This is a genomic window from Streptomyces sp. NPDC048825 (assembly GCF_043198355.1).
Lineage (GTDB): Bacteria > Actinomycetota > Actinomycetes > Streptomycetales > Streptomycetaceae > Streptomyces > Streptomyces xiangluensis.
This window is the reverse complement of sequence record NZ_JBICUR010000012.1, coordinates 50,929-68,744: the sequence shown is the minus strand read 5'-3', so window position 1 is coordinate 68,744 and position 17,816 is coordinate 50,929. Positions and strand designations below refer to the sequence as shown.

The 17,816-nt window shown below is 70.7% G+C and carries 18 protein-coding genes; 14 read left to right on the top strand and 4 right to left on the bottom strand.

The window, feature by feature from the left end:
- Positions 1–8: 8 nt before the first annotated feature.
- A complete protein-coding gene (gene coaA, locus ACGFNK_RS27130) occupies positions 9–998 on the bottom strand; it encodes a type I pantothenate kinase (protein ID WP_344391395.1) in 990 nt (329 codons plus the stop codon).
- A gap of 170 nt (positions 999–1,168) precedes the next feature.
- On the opposite strand from coaA, the gene ACGFNK_RS27125 reads away from it, so the two are divergent.
- Both ACGFNK_RS27125 and ACGFNK_RS27120 read left to right on the top strand, forming a co-directional pair.
- On the top strand, positions 1,169–1,393 hold the full coding sequence (locus ACGFNK_RS27125; RefSeq protein ID WP_393420006.1) for a hypothetical protein: 225 nt from the start codon (positions 1,169–1,171) through the stop codon (positions 1,391–1,393).
- A 422-nt stretch (positions 1,394–1,815) separates the two neighbouring features.
- Positions 1,816–2,184, top strand: coding sequence for a holo-ACP synthase (locus ACGFNK_RS27120; RefSeq protein WP_393420004.1), 369 nt, complete (start codon positions 1,816–1,818; stop codon positions 2,182–2,184).
- Between the two features lie 14 nt (positions 2,185–2,198).
- On the opposite strand, the gene ACGFNK_RS27115 is transcribed toward ACGFNK_RS27120, so the two are convergent.
- Positions 2,199–3,647, bottom strand: coding sequence for an NAD(P)H-hydrate dehydratase (locus tag ACGFNK_RS27115; RefSeq protein ID WP_393420002.1), 1,449 nt, complete (start codon positions 3,645–3,647; stop codon positions 2,199–2,201).
- 121 nt (positions 3,648–3,768) lie between these two features.
- Between ACGFNK_RS27115 and alr the strand changes: the two genes are divergently transcribed.
- The 3 genes from alr (at position 3,769) to tsaE (ending at position 6,712) form a co-directional block, all read left to right on the top strand.
- Positions 3,769–4,911 (top strand): alanine racemase, encoded by a 1,143-nt coding sequence (gene alr, locus ACGFNK_RS27110; protein ID WP_393420000.1) that lies wholly within the window; start codon positions 3,769–3,771, stop codon positions 4,909–4,911.
- Between the two features lie 69 nt (positions 4,912–4,980).
- Entirely contained in the window at positions 4,981–6,213 is a 1,233-nt protein-coding gene (locus tag ACGFNK_RS27105) for an alpha/beta fold hydrolase (RefSeq protein WP_386340901.1), read from the top strand.
- The gene (gene tsaE / locus ACGFNK_RS27100) at positions 6,179–6,712 is read left to right on the top strand and encodes a tRNA (adenosine(37)-N6)-threonylcarbamoyltransferase complex ATPase subunit type 1 TsaE (RefSeq protein ID WP_393419998.1); all 534 of its coding nucleotides are present in this window, start codon (positions 6,179–6,181) and stop codon (positions 6,710–6,712) included. The genes ACGFNK_RS27105 and tsaE overlap by 35 nt, the downstream gene beginning before the upstream one ends.
- A 782-nt stretch (positions 6,713–7,494) precedes the next feature.
- Here tsaE and ACGFNK_RS27095 read toward each other — a convergent pair.
- Positions 7,495–8,049 (bottom strand): hypothetical protein, encoded by a 555-nt coding sequence (locus ACGFNK_RS27095; protein ID WP_393419996.1) that lies wholly within the window; start codon positions 8,047–8,049, stop codon positions 7,495–7,497.
- Positions 8,050–8,169: 120 nt separating this feature from the next.
- Here ACGFNK_RS27095 and tsaB point away from each other — a divergent pair, with 120 nt between their 5' ends.
- The 7 genes from tsaB (at position 8,170) to ACGFNK_RS27060 (ending at position 14,399) form a co-directional block, all read left to right on the top strand.
- Positions 8,170–8,823 carry a tRNA (adenosine(37)-N6)-threonylcarbamoyltransferase complex dimerization subunit type 1 TsaB gene (gene tsaB, locus ACGFNK_RS27090; RefSeq protein WP_393419994.1) on the top strand — a complete coding sequence of 218 codons (654 nt, stop codon included), beginning with the start codon at positions 8,170–8,172 and terminating at the stop codon, positions 8,821–8,823.
- Between the two features lie 17 nt (positions 8,824–8,840).
- Positions 8,841–9,314 (top strand): ribosomal protein S18-alanine N-acetyltransferase, encoded by a 474-nt coding sequence (gene rimI, locus ACGFNK_RS27085; protein ID WP_393420403.1) that lies wholly within the window; start codon positions 8,841–8,843, stop codon positions 9,312–9,314.
- The gene (gene tsaD / locus ACGFNK_RS27080; protein WP_386340909.1) at positions 9,307–10,407 is read left to right on the top strand and encodes a tRNA (adenosine(37)-N6)-threonylcarbamoyltransferase complex transferase subunit TsaD; all 1,101 of its coding nucleotides are present in this window, start codon (positions 9,307–9,309) and stop codon (positions 10,405–10,407) included. The genes rimI and tsaD overlap by 8 nt, the downstream gene beginning before the upstream one ends.
- A complete protein-coding gene (locus ACGFNK_RS27075) occupies positions 10,404–10,673 on the top strand; it encodes a hypothetical protein (RefSeq protein ID WP_393419992.1) in 270 nt (89 codons plus the stop codon). Before tsaD ends, ACGFNK_RS27075 begins: the two co-directional genes overlap by 4 nt.
- A 194-nt stretch (positions 10,674–10,867) precedes the next feature.
- Positions 10,868–11,905 carry a LacI family DNA-binding transcriptional regulator gene (locus ACGFNK_RS27070; RefSeq protein ID WP_393419990.1) on the top strand — a complete coding sequence of 346 codons (1,038 nt, stop codon included), beginning with the start codon at positions 10,868–10,870 and terminating at the stop codon, positions 11,903–11,905.
- A 163-nt stretch (positions 11,906–12,068) separates the two neighbouring features.
- On the top strand, positions 12,069–13,361 hold the full coding sequence (locus ACGFNK_RS27065; RefSeq protein WP_393420401.1) for an extracellular solute-binding protein: 1,293 nt from the start codon (positions 12,069–12,071) through the stop codon (positions 13,359–13,361).
- A 9-nt stretch (positions 13,362–13,370) separates the two neighbouring features.
- A complete protein-coding gene (locus ACGFNK_RS27060; protein WP_393419988.1) occupies positions 13,371–14,399 on the top strand; it encodes a carbohydrate ABC transporter permease in 1,029 nt (342 codons plus the stop codon).
- Here ACGFNK_RS27060 and ACGFNK_RS27055 read toward each other — a convergent pair.
- Positions 14,374–14,544 carry a hypothetical protein gene (locus tag ACGFNK_RS27055; RefSeq protein WP_393419986.1) on the bottom strand — a complete coding sequence of 57 codons (171 nt, stop codon included), beginning with the start codon at positions 14,542–14,544 and terminating at the stop codon, positions 14,374–14,376. The two genes, ACGFNK_RS27060 and ACGFNK_RS27055, sit on opposite strands and share 26 nt — an antisense overlap.
- Here ACGFNK_RS27055 and ACGFNK_RS27050 point away from each other — a divergent pair.
- Together ACGFNK_RS27050 and ACGFNK_RS27045 are read left to right on the top strand one after the other, a co-directional pair.
- A complete protein-coding gene (locus ACGFNK_RS27050) occupies positions 14,543–15,307 on the top strand; it encodes a carbohydrate ABC transporter permease (RefSeq protein ID WP_393419984.1) in 765 nt (254 codons plus the stop codon). The genes ACGFNK_RS27055 and ACGFNK_RS27050 overlap by 2 nt on opposite strands.
- Before the next feature lie 54 nt (positions 15,308–15,361).
- A complete protein-coding gene (locus tag ACGFNK_RS27045) occupies positions 15,362–17,590 on the top strand; it encodes a glycoside hydrolase family 3 N-terminal domain-containing protein (protein WP_393419982.1) in 2,229 nt (742 codons plus the stop codon).
- The last annotated feature ends 226 nt before the right edge of the window (positions 17,591–17,816 follow it).

Here is a 17,816-nt window from a genome sequence, read left to right as displayed (position 1 = left end):
GGGCCCGGTTACAGCTTGCGCAGACTCAGACGCTGCACCTTGTGATCGGGGCCCTTGCGCAGGACGAGGGTGGCGCGGCCACGCGTGGGAGCCACGTTCTCCAGAAGATTGACCTTGTTGATCGTCCGCCACATCGTACGGGCGTAGTCCAGCGCCTCCTCCTCGGAGACCTGGGTGTACTTGCGGAAGTACGAGGACGGGTTCTGGAAGGCCGTCTCGCGGAGCCTGCGGAAACGGTTCAGGTACCAGCGCTCGATGTCCTCGGGCCGGGCGTCGACGTACACGCTGAAGTCGAAGTAGTCGGCGAGGCCCACGCGGGTGCGGCCGTCCTTGCCGGGCAGGGCGGGCTGCAGGACGTTCAGGCCCTCGACGATCAGGATGTCCGGGCGGCGCACGGTGAGCCGCTTGCCCGGCACGATGTCGTAGATCAGGTGGGAGTAGACGGGCGCGGTGACCTCGTCCTTGCCGGCCTTGATGTCCGCGACGAAACGGGTCAGGGCGCGTCGGTCGTACGACTCCGGGAAGCCCTTGCGCGACATCAGGCCCCGCGCCTGGAGCTCCTTGGTCGGCAGCAGAAAGCCGTCCGTGGTGACCAGCTCGACGCGCGGATGCTCGGGCCAGCGGGACAGCAGGGCCTGGAGGAGACGGGCGACGGTCGACTTGCCGACCGCCACGGAGCCGGCGACCCCTATGACGAACGGCGTCCCGGACTGCGAGCCCTGCTCGCCGAGGAACGTGTTCAGGGCGCCGCGCAGTCCGTCCGTGGCCTTGACGTACAGGTTCAGCAGCCGGGACAGCGGCAGGTAGATGTCGCGCACCTCGTCGAGGTCGATGACATCGCCCAGACCGCGCAGCTTCTCCACCTCGTCGGCGGTCAGCGGGAGCGGCGTCTTCTCGCGGAGCGCGCTCCACTCGGCACGGGTGAGGTCGACGTAGGGAGTCGCCTCCGGCCTGGACCGGTGGGCGCTCCGCGGCGACATGGAGACCGAAGAGATCACAGTCCATTGTTACGGGAGCAGAGGCGCAGCGGCGGGTGGGGTCCGTCACGTCCGACTGTGGACGAGTTGTGGGGAAGGTATGGACCTGCGGGGTCGGTGGGGATACGGTCCGGGCAGCCGGGAGCGCGCCGCCTTCCGGCGGGTCCTGGGGGTTGGGGGTGGCTGTGGCCATGCGTATTCGTGATGCTGTGCGGTGGAGATCGGCGCGTGCTGACGCGGACTTCGAGGGGCGTGTGAGCAGCGAGCTGGCGGCAGATCTGCCGGACGAGGACTTGGGGGAGTACCTCTACGACTGCATCGACCTGTACGAGATGGGCAGCAAGCCGCGGTGCGAGGAAGTGGAGTACTTGGAGCTGGTGCAGGAGGCTATAGAGCGGGTCGAGCGGGGGCGCTGAGCGCTGGCTTGAACGGTTTCCTGTGCGGGTTGAGTGTGGCTGGTCGCGCAGTTCCCCGCGCCCCTGGGTTCGTGGTGGGTGCGGGGTCGTGGGCCGGTGCGTCAGCCCGTCGCAGGCGGGGCGTACGGCCCGGTGTCGGTACACAGTGCGGGTGACCTGAGACAGAACCTACGCGACGGGCATACGACGCACCGGCCCACCTCCCCTCCCGCCGGTGGGAGGGTGCGAGTCCGTTGTGGTTTTGGCTGAGTGGAGCCGCAGGCTCTTAGGGGCGCGGGGAACTGCGCGACAAGCCACAACGAAGCCGCACGCGCCCATGAACCGAACCCACCCTCCCGGTAGGCGCTCCCACCCAACCGCCGGAGGCATAAGCTGCCGCGCATGTGCGCAGTCGTGGGTTACGGCCCCGTGGGAGTGGCCTCGTGATCATCGGGGTGGGGATCGATGTCGCTGAGATCGAGCGGTTCGCAGCGTCCCTGGAGCGGACACCGGCGCTCGCGGAACGGCTTTTTGTTGAGCGGGAGTTGTGGCTGCCGAGCGGCGAGCGGCGAGGCGTCGCTTCGCTGGCGGCCCGTTTTGCGGCCAAGGAGGCGTTGGCGAAGGCGCTTGGGGCGCCCTCAGGGCTGTACTGGACCGACGCCGAGGTGTACGTCGAGGACAGCGGGCAGCCACGGCTACGGGTACAGGGGACGGTGGCGGCTCGAGCCGCGGAGCTGGGCGTCCGGTCGTGGCATGTGTCGCTGAGCCATGACGCGGGCGTGGCTTCGGCGGTGGTCGTCGCGGAGGGGTAGAGGCCCGCGCTGCCTCAGCTCATGACATCCCGCCATGCGCGGCGGATCGACTCGGACACGTCGTGCGCGCCCACGGGCGCCCCGTCCGCCGCGAACCGCCCCGCAAGCCCGTGGAGGTACGCCGCCACGCTCCCGGCGTCCAGAGCGCTCAGCCCCGAGGCCAGCAGTGAACCGGCGAGCCCCGACAACACGTCCCCGCTGCCCGCCGTGGCCAGCCAGGACGTCCCCGTCGCGTTGACCCGGACCGGCCCACCCCCGGGCGAAGCCACCAACGTGGTCGAGCCCTTCAGCAACACCGTCGCCCCGTACCGCTCCGACAGCTCCCGCACGGACTGCAACCGCGCCGCCTCGACCGACTCCCGAGAGACACCGAGCAACGCGGCGGCCTCACCGGCATGAGGCGTCATCAGTGTGGGCGCCTTCCGGGCCCGTACGAGATCCCGGTCCGCAAGCCGGAGGCCGTCCGCGTCCACGAGGACGGGTACGTCCTGGGCGAGCACCTCCGCCACGCTCTGCACGTCGTCGCCGGCCCCCGGCCCCACGACCCAGGCCTGCACCCGCCCGGCCCGTTTCGGGCCCTGGTCCGAGACGAGCGTTTCGGGGAAGCGGGCGATCACCGCGTCCCCGGCGGGACCGACGTACCGTACGGCCCCGGCTCCGCCCCGCAGCGCGCCCGCCACGGCGAGTACGGCCGCACCGGGATACCGCGAAGACCCTGCGGCGATCCCCACGACCCCCCGCCGGTACTTGTCGCTCTCGGCACCCGGAGCAGGCAACAGCGCCGCCACATCGGCATGTTGCAGGGCCTCCGCCTCGGCCTCGTCGGGCAGCGAGAGCCCGATGTCCACGAGCCGCACCGAACCGGCGTACTCCCGCGCCGGATCGATCAGCAGCCCCGGCTTGTGCGTGCCGAAGGTCACGGTCAGGTCGGCACGGACCGCCGCGCCACGTACCTCGCCGGTGTCCGCCTCGACACCGCTCGGCAGATCCACGGCGACGACGGCGGCGCAGGAGGACTCGGCCAACTCGGCCAGAGGGGCGGCGTCGGGGCGCAGTCCACCCTTGCCGCCGATCCCGACGATTCCGTCGACCACGAGATCGGCGGAACGGATCGCCCGCTCGACTGCTGTGTCGCCTTCGTCGTCCTGGGCGGAGTGCACGCTGCCGCCTGCCCGGCGCAGCGCCGCCAGGCCGCCGGGATGGGTTCGCTCGGGAGACAGCAGTACGGCCGTGACGCCCGCGCCGCGGCGGGCGAGGCGGGCTCCCGCGTACAGGGCGTCTCCGCCGTTGTCCCCGCTGCCCACGAGCAGGACGACCCGGCGGCCGTACACCCGCCCCATCAACTCCGCACAGGCCGCGGCCAGTCCGGCCGCCGCCCGCTGCATGAGCGCCCCCTCCGGAAGCCGCGCCATCAGCTCCCGCTCGGCCGCCCGCACCGTTTCCACTCCGAACGCACTACGCATACGCCGAGTCTCGCGTACGCGGCGGCCTCGCGTGCGCCGGCCCGGTACCTCGGGCGAGCCCGGTGCTCACAGCGGTACGGGCTCGGCGGGCGTGTCGGTGGGCTCTGAGACACTGGGCGCAATGAATGAGACAGCGTCCGCGCGTGCCCGCGCCGAGATCGACCTGGCTGCCCTTGCGGCCAATGTGGGGACCCTGCGCGCCTACGCACCGGATGCCGCCCTGATGGCGGTGGTGAAATCCGACGCGTATGGACACGGGGCAGTGCGGTGTGCCCGGGCGGCGCTCGATGCGGGGGCCACCTGGCTCGGGACGGCCACGCCCGAGGAGGCCCTGGCCCTGCGCGAGGCGGGGCTGCGGGGGCGGATCATGTGCTGGCTGTGGACGCCCGGCGGGCCTTGGCGGGAGGCCGTCGAGGCCGACGTGGACCTCGGGATCAGCGGGCTCTGGGCCTTGCGGGAAGCCGTCGAGGCCGCGCGCGCCGCGGGGGGTACGGCTCGGGTTCAGCTGAAGGCCGACACCGGACTCGGGCGCAACGGGTGTCAGCCCGGTGACTGGCCCGAGTTGGTCACGGCAGCCCTGCGTGCCGAGGCCGAGGGGCTGGCCCGGGTCACGGGGCTCTGGTCGCATTTCGCCTGTGCCGATGAGCCGGGGCATCCCTCCATCGGAGCCCAACTCACCGCCTTCCGCGAGATGGTGGGGTACGCGGAAAAGCAGGGCATAAAGCCAGAAGTGCGGCATATCGCCAACTCGCCCGCCACGCTCACGCTTCCGGAGTCCCACTTCGATCTCGTACGGACCGGAATCGCGACGTACGGCATTTCGCCCAGCCCTGCCCTCGGCACGGCGGCCGAGCTGGGGCTGCGGCCGGTGATGACGCTGTCGGCCTCGCTCGCACTGGTGAAGCGCGTTCCGGCGGGGCACGGCGTCAGTTACGGGCATCACTACGTCACGCCGGGCGACACGACCCTCGGCCTGGTGCCCGTGGGGTACGCGGACGGGATCCCACGGCACGCGTCCGGCACCGGGCCCGTCCTGGCCGGCGGCAAGTGGCGGACGGTGGCGGGGCGGGTCGCGATGGACCAGTTCGCCGTCGATCTCGGCGGGGACCAGCCGGCTGTGGGGGAACGCGTGGTGCTGTTCGGGCCCGGCGATGAAGGTGAGCCGACCGCCGAGGACTGGGCCCGGGCAGCAGGCACGATCGCCTACGAAATCGTGACCCGGATCGGAACCCGCGTGCCGCGCGTCTACGTGAATAGTGAATAACACACAAGACGGGTACTCAGCTTTCCGGGGACGGCCCCCGGACCACACACCTGCGAAGAGGAGCGGTACGTGAGCGAGAGCAGGGCGGAGGCCGTCGCCTCGGTGGCCTCCGCCGCGGGGAGCGCCGGGAACTGGCGTCGGGCGGGCATCGTCGGCACCGCGATAGGCGTCATCGCCGCAGGCGCCGCCGCCGGAGTCGCGATCGAGCGGCTCACCGTCGGCCGCGGCATGCGCCAGAAGGCCCGGCTCGCCCTCGACTCGGCAGGTCCGTACGGCGCACTGCGCGGCATGCCCGGCACGGCGACCGCGGACGACGGCACGGAGATCTACTACGAGATCGACGACGTGGAGCAGGACGCCACGCTCACTCCCCGCCGCCGCAGACTGTTCGGACGCAAGGCCCCGGCTCCCGTCACCGTCGTCTTCAGCCACGGTTACTGCCTCAGCCAGGACTCCTGGCACTTCCAGCGCGCCGCCCTGCGCGGTGTCGTACGAACCGTCTACTGGGACCAGCGCAGCCACGGCCGCTCCGGACGCGGTGTCGCACAGGTCCAGGACGGTGTGCCGCTCGACATCGAGCAGCTCGGCCGCGATCTGAAAGCCGTGATCGACGCGGCCGCACCGGAGGGCCCGCTCGTGCTCGTCGGGCACTCGATGGGCGGAATGACGGTGATGGCCCTTGCCGACCAGTACCCCGACCTCATCCGTGAGCGGGTCGTCGGTGTCGGGCTCGTCGGTACGTCGTCGGGGAAGCTCGGCGAGGTCAACTTCGGGCTTCCGGTTGCGGGGGTCAACGCGGTGCGGCGCGTGCTGCCCGGCGTACTGAAGGCGCTGGGGCAGCGGGCCGAGCTGGTGGAGAAGGGGCGGCGGGCCACGGCCGACCTGTTCGCCGGGATCATCAAGCGGTACTCGTTCGCTTCCAGGGACGTCGACCCGGCGGTCGCGCGGTTCGCCGAGCGGCTGATCGAGGGCACGCCGATCGATGTGGTCGCCGAGTTCTATCCGGCGTTCACCGACCACGACAAGACGGAGGCGCTGGCGTACTTCGCCGAGCTGCCCGTCCTCGTACTGTCCGGCGTCAAAGACCTCGTCACGCCGAGCGAGCACAGCGAGGCGATCGCCGATCTGCTGCCGGACGCGGAGCTGGTGCTCGTGCCGGACGCCGGGCACCTGGTGATGCTGGAGCACCCGGAGGTCGTCACGGACCGTCTCGCCGACCTCCTCACCCGCGCGGGAGCCGTCCCGGCCGGCGCTACCGTGGGTGGCTATGGAAGCACCAGCAGCACAGCACAGCCCGGCTGATCACGCGATGCCGTACGTCACCGCCGAGCTCACCGTCAACTCCCCCGAACAAATGCAGGAGTTGGGCCGCCGTCTGGCCAAGCTGCTGCGCCCCGGTGACCTGGTGATGCTCACCGGGGAGCTGGGCGCGGGGAAGACGACGTTGACCCGTGGGCTCGGCGAGGGGCTTGGCGTACGGGGTGCGGTCACGTCCCCGACGTTCGTGATCGCGCGCGTGCACCCCTCTCTCGGAGACGGGCCGCCGCTCGTGCACGTCGACGCGTACCGCCTGGGGGGCGGACTGGACGAGATGGAGGACCTCGACCTCGATGTCTCGCTGACCGATTCGGTGATCGTCGTGGAGTGGGGCGAGGGGAAGGTCGAGGAGCTGACCGAGGAGCGGCTGCATGTGTTCATCCACCGAGCGGTGGGGGACACCACGGACGAGGTCCGGCAGGTGCTGCTCCGCGGGGTGGGGGAGCGGTGGGCGGCCGTGGACCTGAGTGTGCTCTCGGCTTGAGGCGGGGCTTGAGGGCCGGGTTTCGTAACGTTCCGACATGGCGTCGGCAAGAGGTTGCGTGGGGTGGCTTCGGCGTGGTCAGATGGGTACCGGTGTTGGTTAGGGTTACCTAACTACGTCTGCTCCCGGAGCCCCAGGAGGCGGCCATGTCGACTTCGGATCGTGACGCGGTAGTCCCTGCGGAAGCCGGCGTGGTTTCGGTGCGGGAGCTGCTCGCGGCTTGCGCCGCCGCCCGCGTTGTGTCCACGCCGCCGCGGGACCCGGCACCTGCGCCGCGGGCGCCCTCGGCGCGGGGGCGGCAGCATCGCGAGGCTGCGTAAGCAGGGGTTTCTATCCCCAGCCCCGCCCCTTCCCGAAACTGGGGGCTGCGCCCCCAGGCCCCCGCCAGGGGGTGGGGGGTGGCAGTCGTGTCGCGGCTGCGGGTTCGTCGTGGCTGGTCGCGCAGTTCCCCGCGCCCCTGAAAAGCAAAAGCCTGCGGCTCCCGGCGCCCAGGGAAAGCCCGTACCCCCAACTACCCGCAGCCTCCCACCGGCGGGAGGGGACGTGGGCCGGTGCGTCGTATGCCCGTCGCGTAGGTCCTGTCTCAGGAAACCCGCCCCCTGTATCAGCAAAGGGCCGTATGCCCACCCTGCGACGGGCTGACGCACCGGCCCACGGCCCCGACCCACCACGCACCTAAGGGGCGCGGGGAACTGCGCGACCAGCCACCCACCAACCCGCAGTCGCCAAACGAACCCCAACAACCCACCCCCGTAGGCCCCCATCCCGTCGTAGGGGAGGTGCTACTCCACGACGACAACCTTCGTGCCGACCGTCGCGAACTCCCACATCGCATCCCCGTCCGCCCGGGACTCCCGAATCCCACCCAGCTTCTTCCCGGGATCGGGGGCGGAGGTCGACCCGTCCACCGCCGCGCTGAAGCCGATCGGTGTGCCGGCCACGTTCGCGAAGCGGACCACGTGTTCGACGGCCACTCCGTCGGAGCCGGTGATGGAGCCGGAGCGAGAGGTGACGGCGTACGTGTCGGGCGTGGGGGCGACCGTGCCCGGGGTGACCGCGAAGGTGCGGCGCACCTTGTCGTTCGCGGCGACCAGCCAGACCCGGTCGGCCTGCACCGAGTACACGACCCGCCGGCCGGCGCCGGACCGGCCGGGCAGCGCCGCCGCGTTCGACTCGGCGCGAGGGGACGGGGCGGAGGCCGCGGGAGACGACGCGGGCCGAGCCGGTGCGCCCAGCGTGTCCGGCACGTTGGCGGACGCCTGATAGGCGAGGAAGCCGACTGCGGCGATCGCCGCCACGGTGAGCCCGGCCACGAATCCCGAGCTGCTCCTAGCCACCTTGGGGCCCACCTCTCGTACGACATACGTGTCAATGTGACAGTTGAGGTGACGGTAGCAGCAGGGGCGCGTGGGACCCGGGCGACGGTGCCTTCGCCCCGGGCGCCGTAGGCTGTTCGCGTGCTCTTGCTCGCTCTGGATACCGCCACTCCCGCCGTCACCGTCGCCCTGCATGACGGGACGTCCGTCGTCGCCTCGTCGAGTCAGGTGGACGCGCGTCGGCACGGAGAGTTGTTGCTGCCCGCCATCGACCGGGTGCTCACCGAGGCCGGGCTGCGGCTCGACGCCGTCACCGGCATCGTCGCGGGCGTGGGACCCGGCCCGTACACGGGGCTGCGGGTCGGCCTGATGACCGCCGACACCTTCGGGCTCGCGCTGGGCGTTCCCGTGTACGGACTGTGCACGCTCGACGGACTCGCGTACGCGGCCGACATGCGGGGCCCCTTCGTCGTGGCGACCGACGCACGGCGCAAAGAGGTCTACTGGGCGCGGTACGCCGATTCCCGTACGCGCGTCAGCGGGCCCGCCGTGGACCGGCCCGCCGAGATCGCCGACGCGGTCGCCGGTCTGCCCTCGGTCGGCGCGGGCGCGCTGCTCTACCCCGACACCTTCCCGGACGTGTACGAGCCCGAGAACGTCTCGGCGTCGGCGCTCGCGTCCCTTGCGGCCGAGAAGCTGGCGAAGGGCGAGGAGCTCCCCGCCCCCCGGCCGCTCTATCTGCGCCGCCCCGACGCCCAGGTGCCCAAGAACTACAAGGTGGTCACCCCCAAGTGACTCCCGTGCTGCGCGAGATGCGCTGGTGGGACATCGATCCCGTACTGGAGCTGGAGAAGGCCCTCTTCCCGGAGGACGCCTGGTCGAGGGGCATGTTCTGGTCCGAGCTGGCCCATTCCCGGGGGCCGACGGCGACGAAGCGGTATGTCGTGGCGGAAGCCGGCGATCGGATCGTCGGGTACGGGGGACTCGCTGCCTCAGCGGATGTGGGCGACGTACAGACCATCGCCGTCGCTCGTGATCAGTGGGGTACCGGGGTCGGTGCGCTGATACTGACCGAGCTGCTGCGGGCCGCGACCGCCTTCGAGTGTGCCGAGGTGATGCTCGAGTGCCGGATCGACAACATCCGCGCCCAGAAGCTGTACGAGCGCTTCGGCTTCGAGCCGATCGGCTTCCGGCGCGGTTACTACCAGCCGGGCAACGTCGACGCGCTCGTGATGCGCCTGCAAGATCCCTCAACCTCAGTGCAAGGAACCGAGATCCATGGCTGACTCACGCGACGAGCCTCTCGTACTCGGCATCGAGACCTCCTGCGACGAGACCGGCGTCGGCATCGTCCGCGGCAACACCCTGCTCGCGGACGCGGTCGCGTCGAGCGTCGACGAGCACGCGCGCTTCGGCGGCGTCGTACCGGAGGTCGCGTCCCGCGCGCACCTGGAGGCGATGGTGCCGACCATCGACCGGGCGCTGAAGGAGGCGGGGGTGAGCGCGAGGGACCTGGACGGGATCGCCGTCACGGCCGGTCCGGGGCTCGCGGGCGCACTGCTCGTGGGGGTTTCGGCGGCGAAGGCGTACGCGTACGCGCTGGGCAAGCCGTTGTACGGCGTCAATCACCTGGCCTCGCACATCTGCGTCGACCAGCTGGAGCATGGGGCGCTGCCGGAGCCGACCATGGCGTTGCTGGTGTCCGGCGGCCACTCGTCTCTGCTGCTCTCCTCGGACGTCACCTCCGACGTACGGCCTCTGGGCGCGACCATCGACGACGCGGCGGGCGAGGCCTTCGACAAGATCGCGCGGGTGCTGGATCTGGGGTTCCCGGGCGGTCCGGTCATCGACCGGTACGCGCGCGAGGGAGACCCGGAGGCGATCGCGTTCCCGCGGGGGCTGACCGGGCCGCGCGATGCGGCGTACGACTTCTCCTTCTCGGGGCTGAAGACGGCGGTCGCCCGCTGGATCGAGGCCAAGCGGGCGGCGGGGGAGGAGGTGCCGGTGCGTGATGTGGCCGCGTCCTTCCAGGAGGCGGTTGTGGACGTGCTGACCCGGAAGGCCGTGCGGGCCTGCAAGGACGAGGGTGTCGAGCATCTGATGATCGGGGGCGGTGTGGCCGCCAACTCGCGGTTGCGGGCCCTCGCCCAGGAGCGCTGCGAGGCCGCCGGGCTCCAACTGCGCGTGCCTCGCCCCAAGTTGTGCACGGACAACGGGGCGATGGTGGCGGCGCTCGGTGCGGAGATGGTGGCGCGTGGGCGTGCCGCCTCCGACTGGGACCTGTCGGCCGACTCCTCGCTGCCGGTGACGGAGCCGCACGTCCCTGGGCACACGCATGATCACGTGCATGAGGTGAGCAAGGAGAACCTGTACTCGTGACGGTCGCGTTGATGTGGGAGGCGCGGGCGGTGGCAGGCCGGGGCGAGGAGCTGCTGGCCTGGGTCCGGGCGCAGGACCTCGCCGTGAGGCCCCTGCGCCGGGAGACCTTCCGGGCACCGCAGGACCGCGTCCTGGTCATCACCTGGTGGGATGCTCCGTACGACGCCGACCTTCCCGAACTGCCCGAGCCGGACGGGGAGTTGGTGACGCGGGGGGTGCACAGGTGGCGGTTCGATTCTGTGGGTGCCGATCAGGGCGGATGGTGATCCTCCGACCGTCGTCGGACAGCCGTCGGGACAGCGACTCGGTTGGGGCCTCCTTGGCCGTGGAGTATGTGCCGTCGTCGCACACGCCGCCGCCCGGGCGGACTGACCCAGGCCGCCCGGGCCCCCTGTAGCCTTCACGCCGACCCGGGTTTTCCGGAAGACTGCTGCAAGGTTTCGGCAACGGAGGTGGGCGCGTGGCCCGGGAGAGCACCAAGAGCAAGGTGACCATCACCGAGATCGCCCGGCAGGCCGGGGTCTCGGTGCCCACTGTGTCCCGTGTCGTCAACGGCCGCTCCGACGTGTCGCCGGAAACCCGGGCCCGGATCGAGGACCTGCTCAGACACCACGGCTACCAGCGCAAGTCCTCCCCGCCGGGCGGCCGGGCGGTTCTCATCGACCTGGTCTTCAACGACCTAGACAGCCCTTGGGCCGTGGAGATCATCCGGGGGGTGGAGGAAGTCGCGCACGCCTCGGGTGTGGGCACTGTCGTGTCCGCAATCCACGGCGCGTCGGGCTCGGCGCGGCAGTGGATGACCAATCTGCGCACCCGCGCCTCGGACGGGGTGATCCTCGTGACCTCCGTCCTCGAACCCCGTATGCACGAGGAGCTGCGGCGGCTCGGCGTCCCGCTCGTCGTCGTCGACCCGGCGGGCTCGCCCTCCCTGGACGCGCCGACCGTCGGCGCGGCCAACTGGGCGGGCGGCATGGCCGCGACGGAACACCTGCTCGGCCTCGGCCACCGCAGGATCGGCCTCATCGCCGGACCTCAGCGGCTGCTGTGCTCGCGGGCCCGGCTCGACGGCTACCGCGCGGCCCTCGAAGGCGCGGACATCGCCGTCGACGACGCGCTGATCGTGCCGGGCGACTTCTACCACGCCTCGGGCTTCGACGGCTGCAACGCCCTGCTCGACCTGGACGAGCCGCCCACCGCCCTGTTCGCCGCCAGCGACCAGATGGCACTCGGCGCGATCGAGGCGTTGCGGCGCCGCGGGCTCCGGGTGCCGGAGGACCTGAGCGTCGTGGGGTTCGACGACCTGCCGGAGGTCCGCTGGTCGGCGCCGCCGCTCACCACCGTTCGCCAACCCCTCGCGGAAATGGGCAAGTTGGCGACCCGTACGGTGCTGCGGCTCGCCGCGGGCGAGGAGCCCGTGTCCCCGAGGGTCGAGCTCGCCACCGAGCTTGTCGTACGGGCGAGCACGGCGCCGTTCGCCCGGCATGTCCGCCGTTCCTGACGACCTGGGGCGCCTGCCGATCTCCCCCGGTCTCGCCCTCCGGGTCTCGATAATTCCGATATTTGTCAGGAGCGTTGACATACCCGTCGCCGCGCCCGTAACTTCCGTGCGCACTTGACCGATAATTTTCGGGCTCTCTTCCGGAAGGTGTGCGATGCGAGCGTTGGGCAACACCTCACTCTCCCGCCGCGGGTTCCTGGCGGCCTCCGCGGCGACCGGCCTGGGGGCGGCCGCCCTGAGCGCGTGCGGTTCCTCGGACGGCGGGAACAGCTCTGGCAAGACGGAGATCGAGTGGTGGAACATCACCACCACCCAGCCGGCGAAGAAGCTGTGGGCCCAGCGGGCCAGGGAATTCGAGGCCGCGCATCCCGACGTGAAGATCAAGATCGTGACGCTGGAGAACGAGGCGTACAAGTCCAAGATGACCGCGCAGACCGCCTCGGGGAAGCTGCCGGACATCTTCCACACCTGGGGCGGCGGTGTGCTCCAGCAGCAGATCGACGCCGGTCTGGTCGAGGACCTGACGGACAAGGTCTCCTCCTGGACGAAGGACTTCCTGCCCGCCTCGGTGGCGCCGTTCCGCTTGGACGACAAGATGTACGCCGTCCCCTTCGACGTCGGCATGGTCGGCTTCTGGTACAACAAGGCGCTCTTCAAGCAGGCCGGCATCGAGACCCCACCCACCACCTGGTCCGGCTACCTCGACGCCGTCAAGGCCCTCAAGGACGAGGGGATCACGCCCATCGCGCTGGCCGGCAAGGAGAAGTGGCCGGGCATGTACTACTGGGCGTACCTCTCGATGCGGGTCGCCGGCCTCGACGCGATGCAGAAGGCCGCCGACGACGCCGACTTCACCGGCGAGGACTTCGTCAAGGCCGGCGCGCACGTCGAGGAACTCGTCGCCCTGAAGCCCTTCCAGAAGGGCTTCCTCGGCGCCGCCTACTCCACACCCACCGGTGAGGCGGCCACGATGGGCAACGGCAAGGCGGCCATGGAGCTGATGGGCCAGTGGGCACCGGTCGTCCAGGCGGATGCGGGCAAGGGCCTCGGCAAGGACCTCGGCTTCTTCTCCTTCCCCGAAGTGGAGGGCGGCAAGGGCGCGCTCACCGAGGTGTTCGGCGGGAGCAACGGCCACGCGGTGCGCAAGGGGGCGCCGGACGCCGCGGTGGAGTTCCTGAAGTTCTTCGCGGAGAAGGAGTTCGCCGAGAAGCTCGTCAAGGAGACCGGGCTGGTGCCGGTGTCCAAGGCCGCGCAGGGTGCATTGACGGACCCCAACCTCATTGCCGTCTCGGACGCGCTCGGCAAGGCCACCGGCTTCCAGCTCTACCTCGACCAGGCCTACGCCCCCGCGGTCGGCCAGGAGATCAACGACAGCGTCGCCGCACTCATCGCGGGCTCCAAGTCGCCCGAGCAGGTGACGCGTTCGGTCACGCAGGTCGCCAAGAGCGAGGGCTAACGGCCGTCGATGACTCACCCGACCTCGACCTCAGCCTCGACCGCATCGACAACGACGTACGCGCCAGGGCTCGGCAAGTCCCCTGGCGCGGCGCCCGAGTCACCCGTACCGGCGACCCGGCCGTCCGCCCTGCACCGCCTGCGCGCCTGGTTCTCGGCCTTCGTCTTCACCGTCCCGGCCCTCGTCCTGTTCGGCCTGCTCGTGCTGGTGCCGATGGGCTACGCCTTCTACATCAGCTTCTTCAACTGGGGCGGATTCGGGACGCCCACCGACAGCGTGGGGTTCGACAACTACACCCGGCTCTTCGACGATCCGGTCTTCCTGGGCGACCTGTGGCGCGGATTCCTGCTCATCGCGTTCTCCATCGTCCTCCAGCTGCCGTTCGCGCTCGCCATGGCCGTGCTGCTCAACCAGAGGCTGCGCGGCCGGGCCGTCTACCGGATGCTGTTCTTCGCGCCGTACATCCTGTCCGAGGTCATCACCGGCGTGCTGTTCAGCATGATCTTCGCGCCGGACGAGGGGCTCGCCGACAAGGTCCTCGACGCGGTCGGGCTCGCCGGTCTGGGCGGGGACTGGTTCGCGGGCCAGGACACCGTCCTGCCCACGCTGTTCCTCGTGATGACGTGGAAGTACTTCGGCTTCCACATGATGCTCTACCTGGCGGGCCTGCAGGGCATCCCGGCCGAGCTGCACGAGGCGGCGCGCATCGACGGGGCGAGCACCTGGCAGCGCTTCCGCCACATCACGCTGCCGCTGCTCGCGCCGACGCTCCGGATCAGCGTCTTTCTGGCCGTGATCGGCGCCATCCAGCTCTTCGACCTGGTGTGGGTGATCACGGCGGGCGGTCCCGACCACGCCTCCGAGACCATGGTCATCAGCCTCTTCCAGTACGGCTTCAAGCGCTACCAGATGGGCTACGCCAGCGCCATCAGCGTGGCGATGTTCCTGATCAGCCTCGTCTTCGCCCTCGCCTACCAGCGCTTCGTGCTGCGCCGCGACACCGAAGGAGCCATCACCACCATGCGAGGTAACCGATGAGCGCGGTTGCGAAGACGAGCGCGCGAAAGGCGAGCACCCGAAAGGCCGGCACGCCGAAGACGAGCGTGCCGAGGAGCGTCGTACGCCGCCGGAGGCTCCGAGCCGCCCCCGTGTACGTGGTCCTGTGGCTGGTCGGAGTGTTCATGGTCACTCCACTCCTGTACGCCCTCGTCTCCGGTTTCAAATCGACCGACCAGCTCTCCAGCAACACCTTCGGCCTTCCGGACCCGTGGGTGACCTCGAACTACACGTCACTGCTCGGCTCGGGCGCGTTCTGGCGGGCCGTCGGCAGCAGCACCGTGATCGCTCTGGCCACCGCCCTCCTGACGGTGGGGGCGGCGGCGCTCGCCGCGTACGCGCTGGCCCGGCTCGCCTTCCGGGGACGGGAGTTGCTGTTCACCCTCTTCACGATGGGGCTGATGTTCCCCTTCGCGGTGGCGATCCTGCCGCTGTTCATCCTGCTGCGCTCTTTCGGGCTCCTCGACAACCCGTGGGGCGTGATCCTGCCCCAGGCGGCCTTCGGGCTGCCCCTGACGATCGTCATCCTGCGCGGCTTCTTCCGGGAGATACCCGGGGAACTGGAGGAGGCCGCGACGATCGACGGATGCTCGTCCTTCGGTTTCTTCTGGCGCATCCTGCTGCCGCTGGCACGCCCGGCGCTCGGCACGGTCTCCGTCCTCGCCATCGTGGGGAGCTGGAACAACTTCCTGCTCCCGCTGCTCGTCTTCAGCGAACCCACCTGGTGGACGATCCCGGTCGGCATCCAGCAGTTCCAGGGTCAGTACGCCTCCGATGTGGCCCGCATCTTCGCGTACCTGGTCCTCGCCATGGCGCCCGCCCTGGCCTTCTACGCGGTCGCCGAACGCCAGCTGATCGGCGGCATCACACTCGGCGCGACCAAGGGCTGACCCGAACCCTGGCGGACGAATCCCCTAGATCCCCTTACGGATGTGAGGAGTTACATGATCCACCCTTGGCAGGACCCCGCTCTGCCCGCAGGCGTCCGCGCCGCCGATCTGCTCGCCCGCATGACCCCGCAGGAGAAGATCGCGCAGCTCTACGGCGTCTGGCCCGGCTCGGACGAGACCCCGGGCGGGGACATGGCGCCGCTGCAGCACGCCCTGTCCGAGGACGTGGACCTCACCGAGCTGCTCCCCCACGGCCTCGGCCAGCTGACCCGCCCCTTCGGCACGTCACCGGTCGAACCGGCCGAGGGCGTCGCCCGTCTGGCCTCCCTCCAGGAACGCGTCCGCGGCGCGAACCGCTTCCGGCTGCCGGCCCTCGCGCACGAAGAGTGCCTCACCGGCTTCGCGGCCTGGCAGGCCACGATCTTTCCCACGCCGCTCGCCTGGGGTGCGAGTTTTCACCCGGCCCTGGTGAAGGAGATGGCGTCGGCGATCGGGGCCTCGATGAGGTCGGTCGGCGCACATCAGGGGCTGGCTCCCGTTCTCGACGTCGTACGGGATCCGCGCTGGGGCCGCACGGAGGAGTCGATCAGCGAGGACCCCTACCTCGTGGCGACCGTCGGCACCGCGTACGTACAGGGCCTTGAGGAGGCGGGCATCGTCGCCACGCTCAAGCACTTCGCCGGGTACTCCGCCTCGCGCGGTGCCCGCAACCACGCGCCCGCGTCGATCGGCCCGCGCGAACTGGCGGACGTCATCCTGCCGCCGTTCGAGATGGCCTTGCGGGACGGCGGCGCGCGGTCCGTGATGGCGGCGTACAACGACATCGACGGGGTGCCCGCGCACGCGCACCGTCAGCTGCTCACCGAATTCCTCCGGGACGACTGGGATTTCACGGGAACCGTCGTCTCCGACTACTTCGGCGTGTCCTTCCTGGAGACGGCGCACCAACTCGTGGACTCCCCGGCGGGGGCGGCGGCGCTCGCGCTCGCGGCGGGAGTGGACGTGGAACTGCCGGCGGTTCGGTGCCTGGGGGCGGGGCCCCTCGACGAGGAGCTGGTGGACCGGGCGGCGCTGCGCGTTCTGACGCAGAAGTGCGAGTTGGGGCTGCTGGATCCCGACTGGGCGCCGCCCGCGGCACCATCGGCTCCGGTCGATCTCGATCCACCCCACATGCGGCTACTGGCGCGGCGGTTGGCGGAGGAGTCGGTCGTCCTGCTGTCCAACGACAGCACGCTGCCGCTCGCCCCCGGAGTACGGCGGATCGCGGTCATCGGCCCGCTCGCCGACGACCCGGCGGCCATGCTCGGCTGCTACACGTTTCCCCGCCACGTCCTCCTGGACCACCCCGAGGTCCCGATGGGGGTCGCCGTGCCGACGCTGCTCGAAGCGCTGCGCGCGGAGCTGCCGGACGTGGAGTTCGTGGACGATCCGGCGGCGGCCGAGCTGTGCGTGGTCGCGGTCGGCGACCGGTCGGGGCTGTTCGGGCGCGGCACGTCGGGTGAGGGCTGCGACGCCGCGGACCTCGAACTGCCCGACGCACAGGGCGCGTTGCTCGACAACGCGTTGGCATCCGAAACGCCGGTCGTCCTGGTCGTGCTCTCGGGCCGCCCCTATGCACTCGGACGCTGGGCGGACCGGTGCGGCGCGGTGGTTCAGGCGTTCTTCCCGGGCGAGGAGGGAGGGCCCGCGGCGGCGGGCGTACTGTCGGGGCGCGTCAACCCGTCCGGGAGGCTCCCCGTGAGCGTGCCGCGCGACCCCGCTGGGCAGCCCTGGACGTACCTCGCCCCGCCGCTCGGACAACGCGGAGAGGCCAGCAGCCTCGACCCCACGCCCCTGTTCCCGTTCGGACATGGGCTGTCCTACACGACGTACGACTGGCAGGAGCCGGCGGTCGACGCCGACGCGTTCCCGACGGACGGCGAGACCACGCTGCGTCTGACGGTGCGCAACACCGGGAAGCGGCCCGGCGCGGAGGTCGTCCAGCTCTATCTCCACGACCCGGTCGGCAAAGTGGCCCGCCCGGTGGCCCGACTGGTGGGCTATGCGCGGGTGCCGCTGGAGGCGGGGGAGTCGGCGGAGGTCCACTTCACGTTTCCGGCGGACCTGGCCGCGTACACGGGGCCGGACGGCAACCGGATCGTGGAACCCGGAGAGCTGGAGCTGCGGTTGGCCGCGTCCTGCGCCGCGGGAGATGTGCGGCATGCGGTGCCGGTCACGCTGACCGGGCCGGAGCGGGTCGTGGGCCGGGAGCGGCGGATGCGGTGCGAAGTACGGGTGAAGTGAGAAGGCCCGGCTGTGCCTCGTTCCCCCTGTTCTGGCTCGTCCTGTCCGCGTTCTCCGGGGAGGCGTGTTCCCGGCGGGAGAGAGGAGGGGGGCGAGACACGGCCGTCGAGGGCTCGGCCGCCGCCTCACCCGAAGGTGTTCGAATGTTTCGGATTGCATTTCGAATGTTCCGAGAACATGTAGCCGTCAAGGGGCTTCGTCAGGAGGGTGTGCAGGGATACGATCG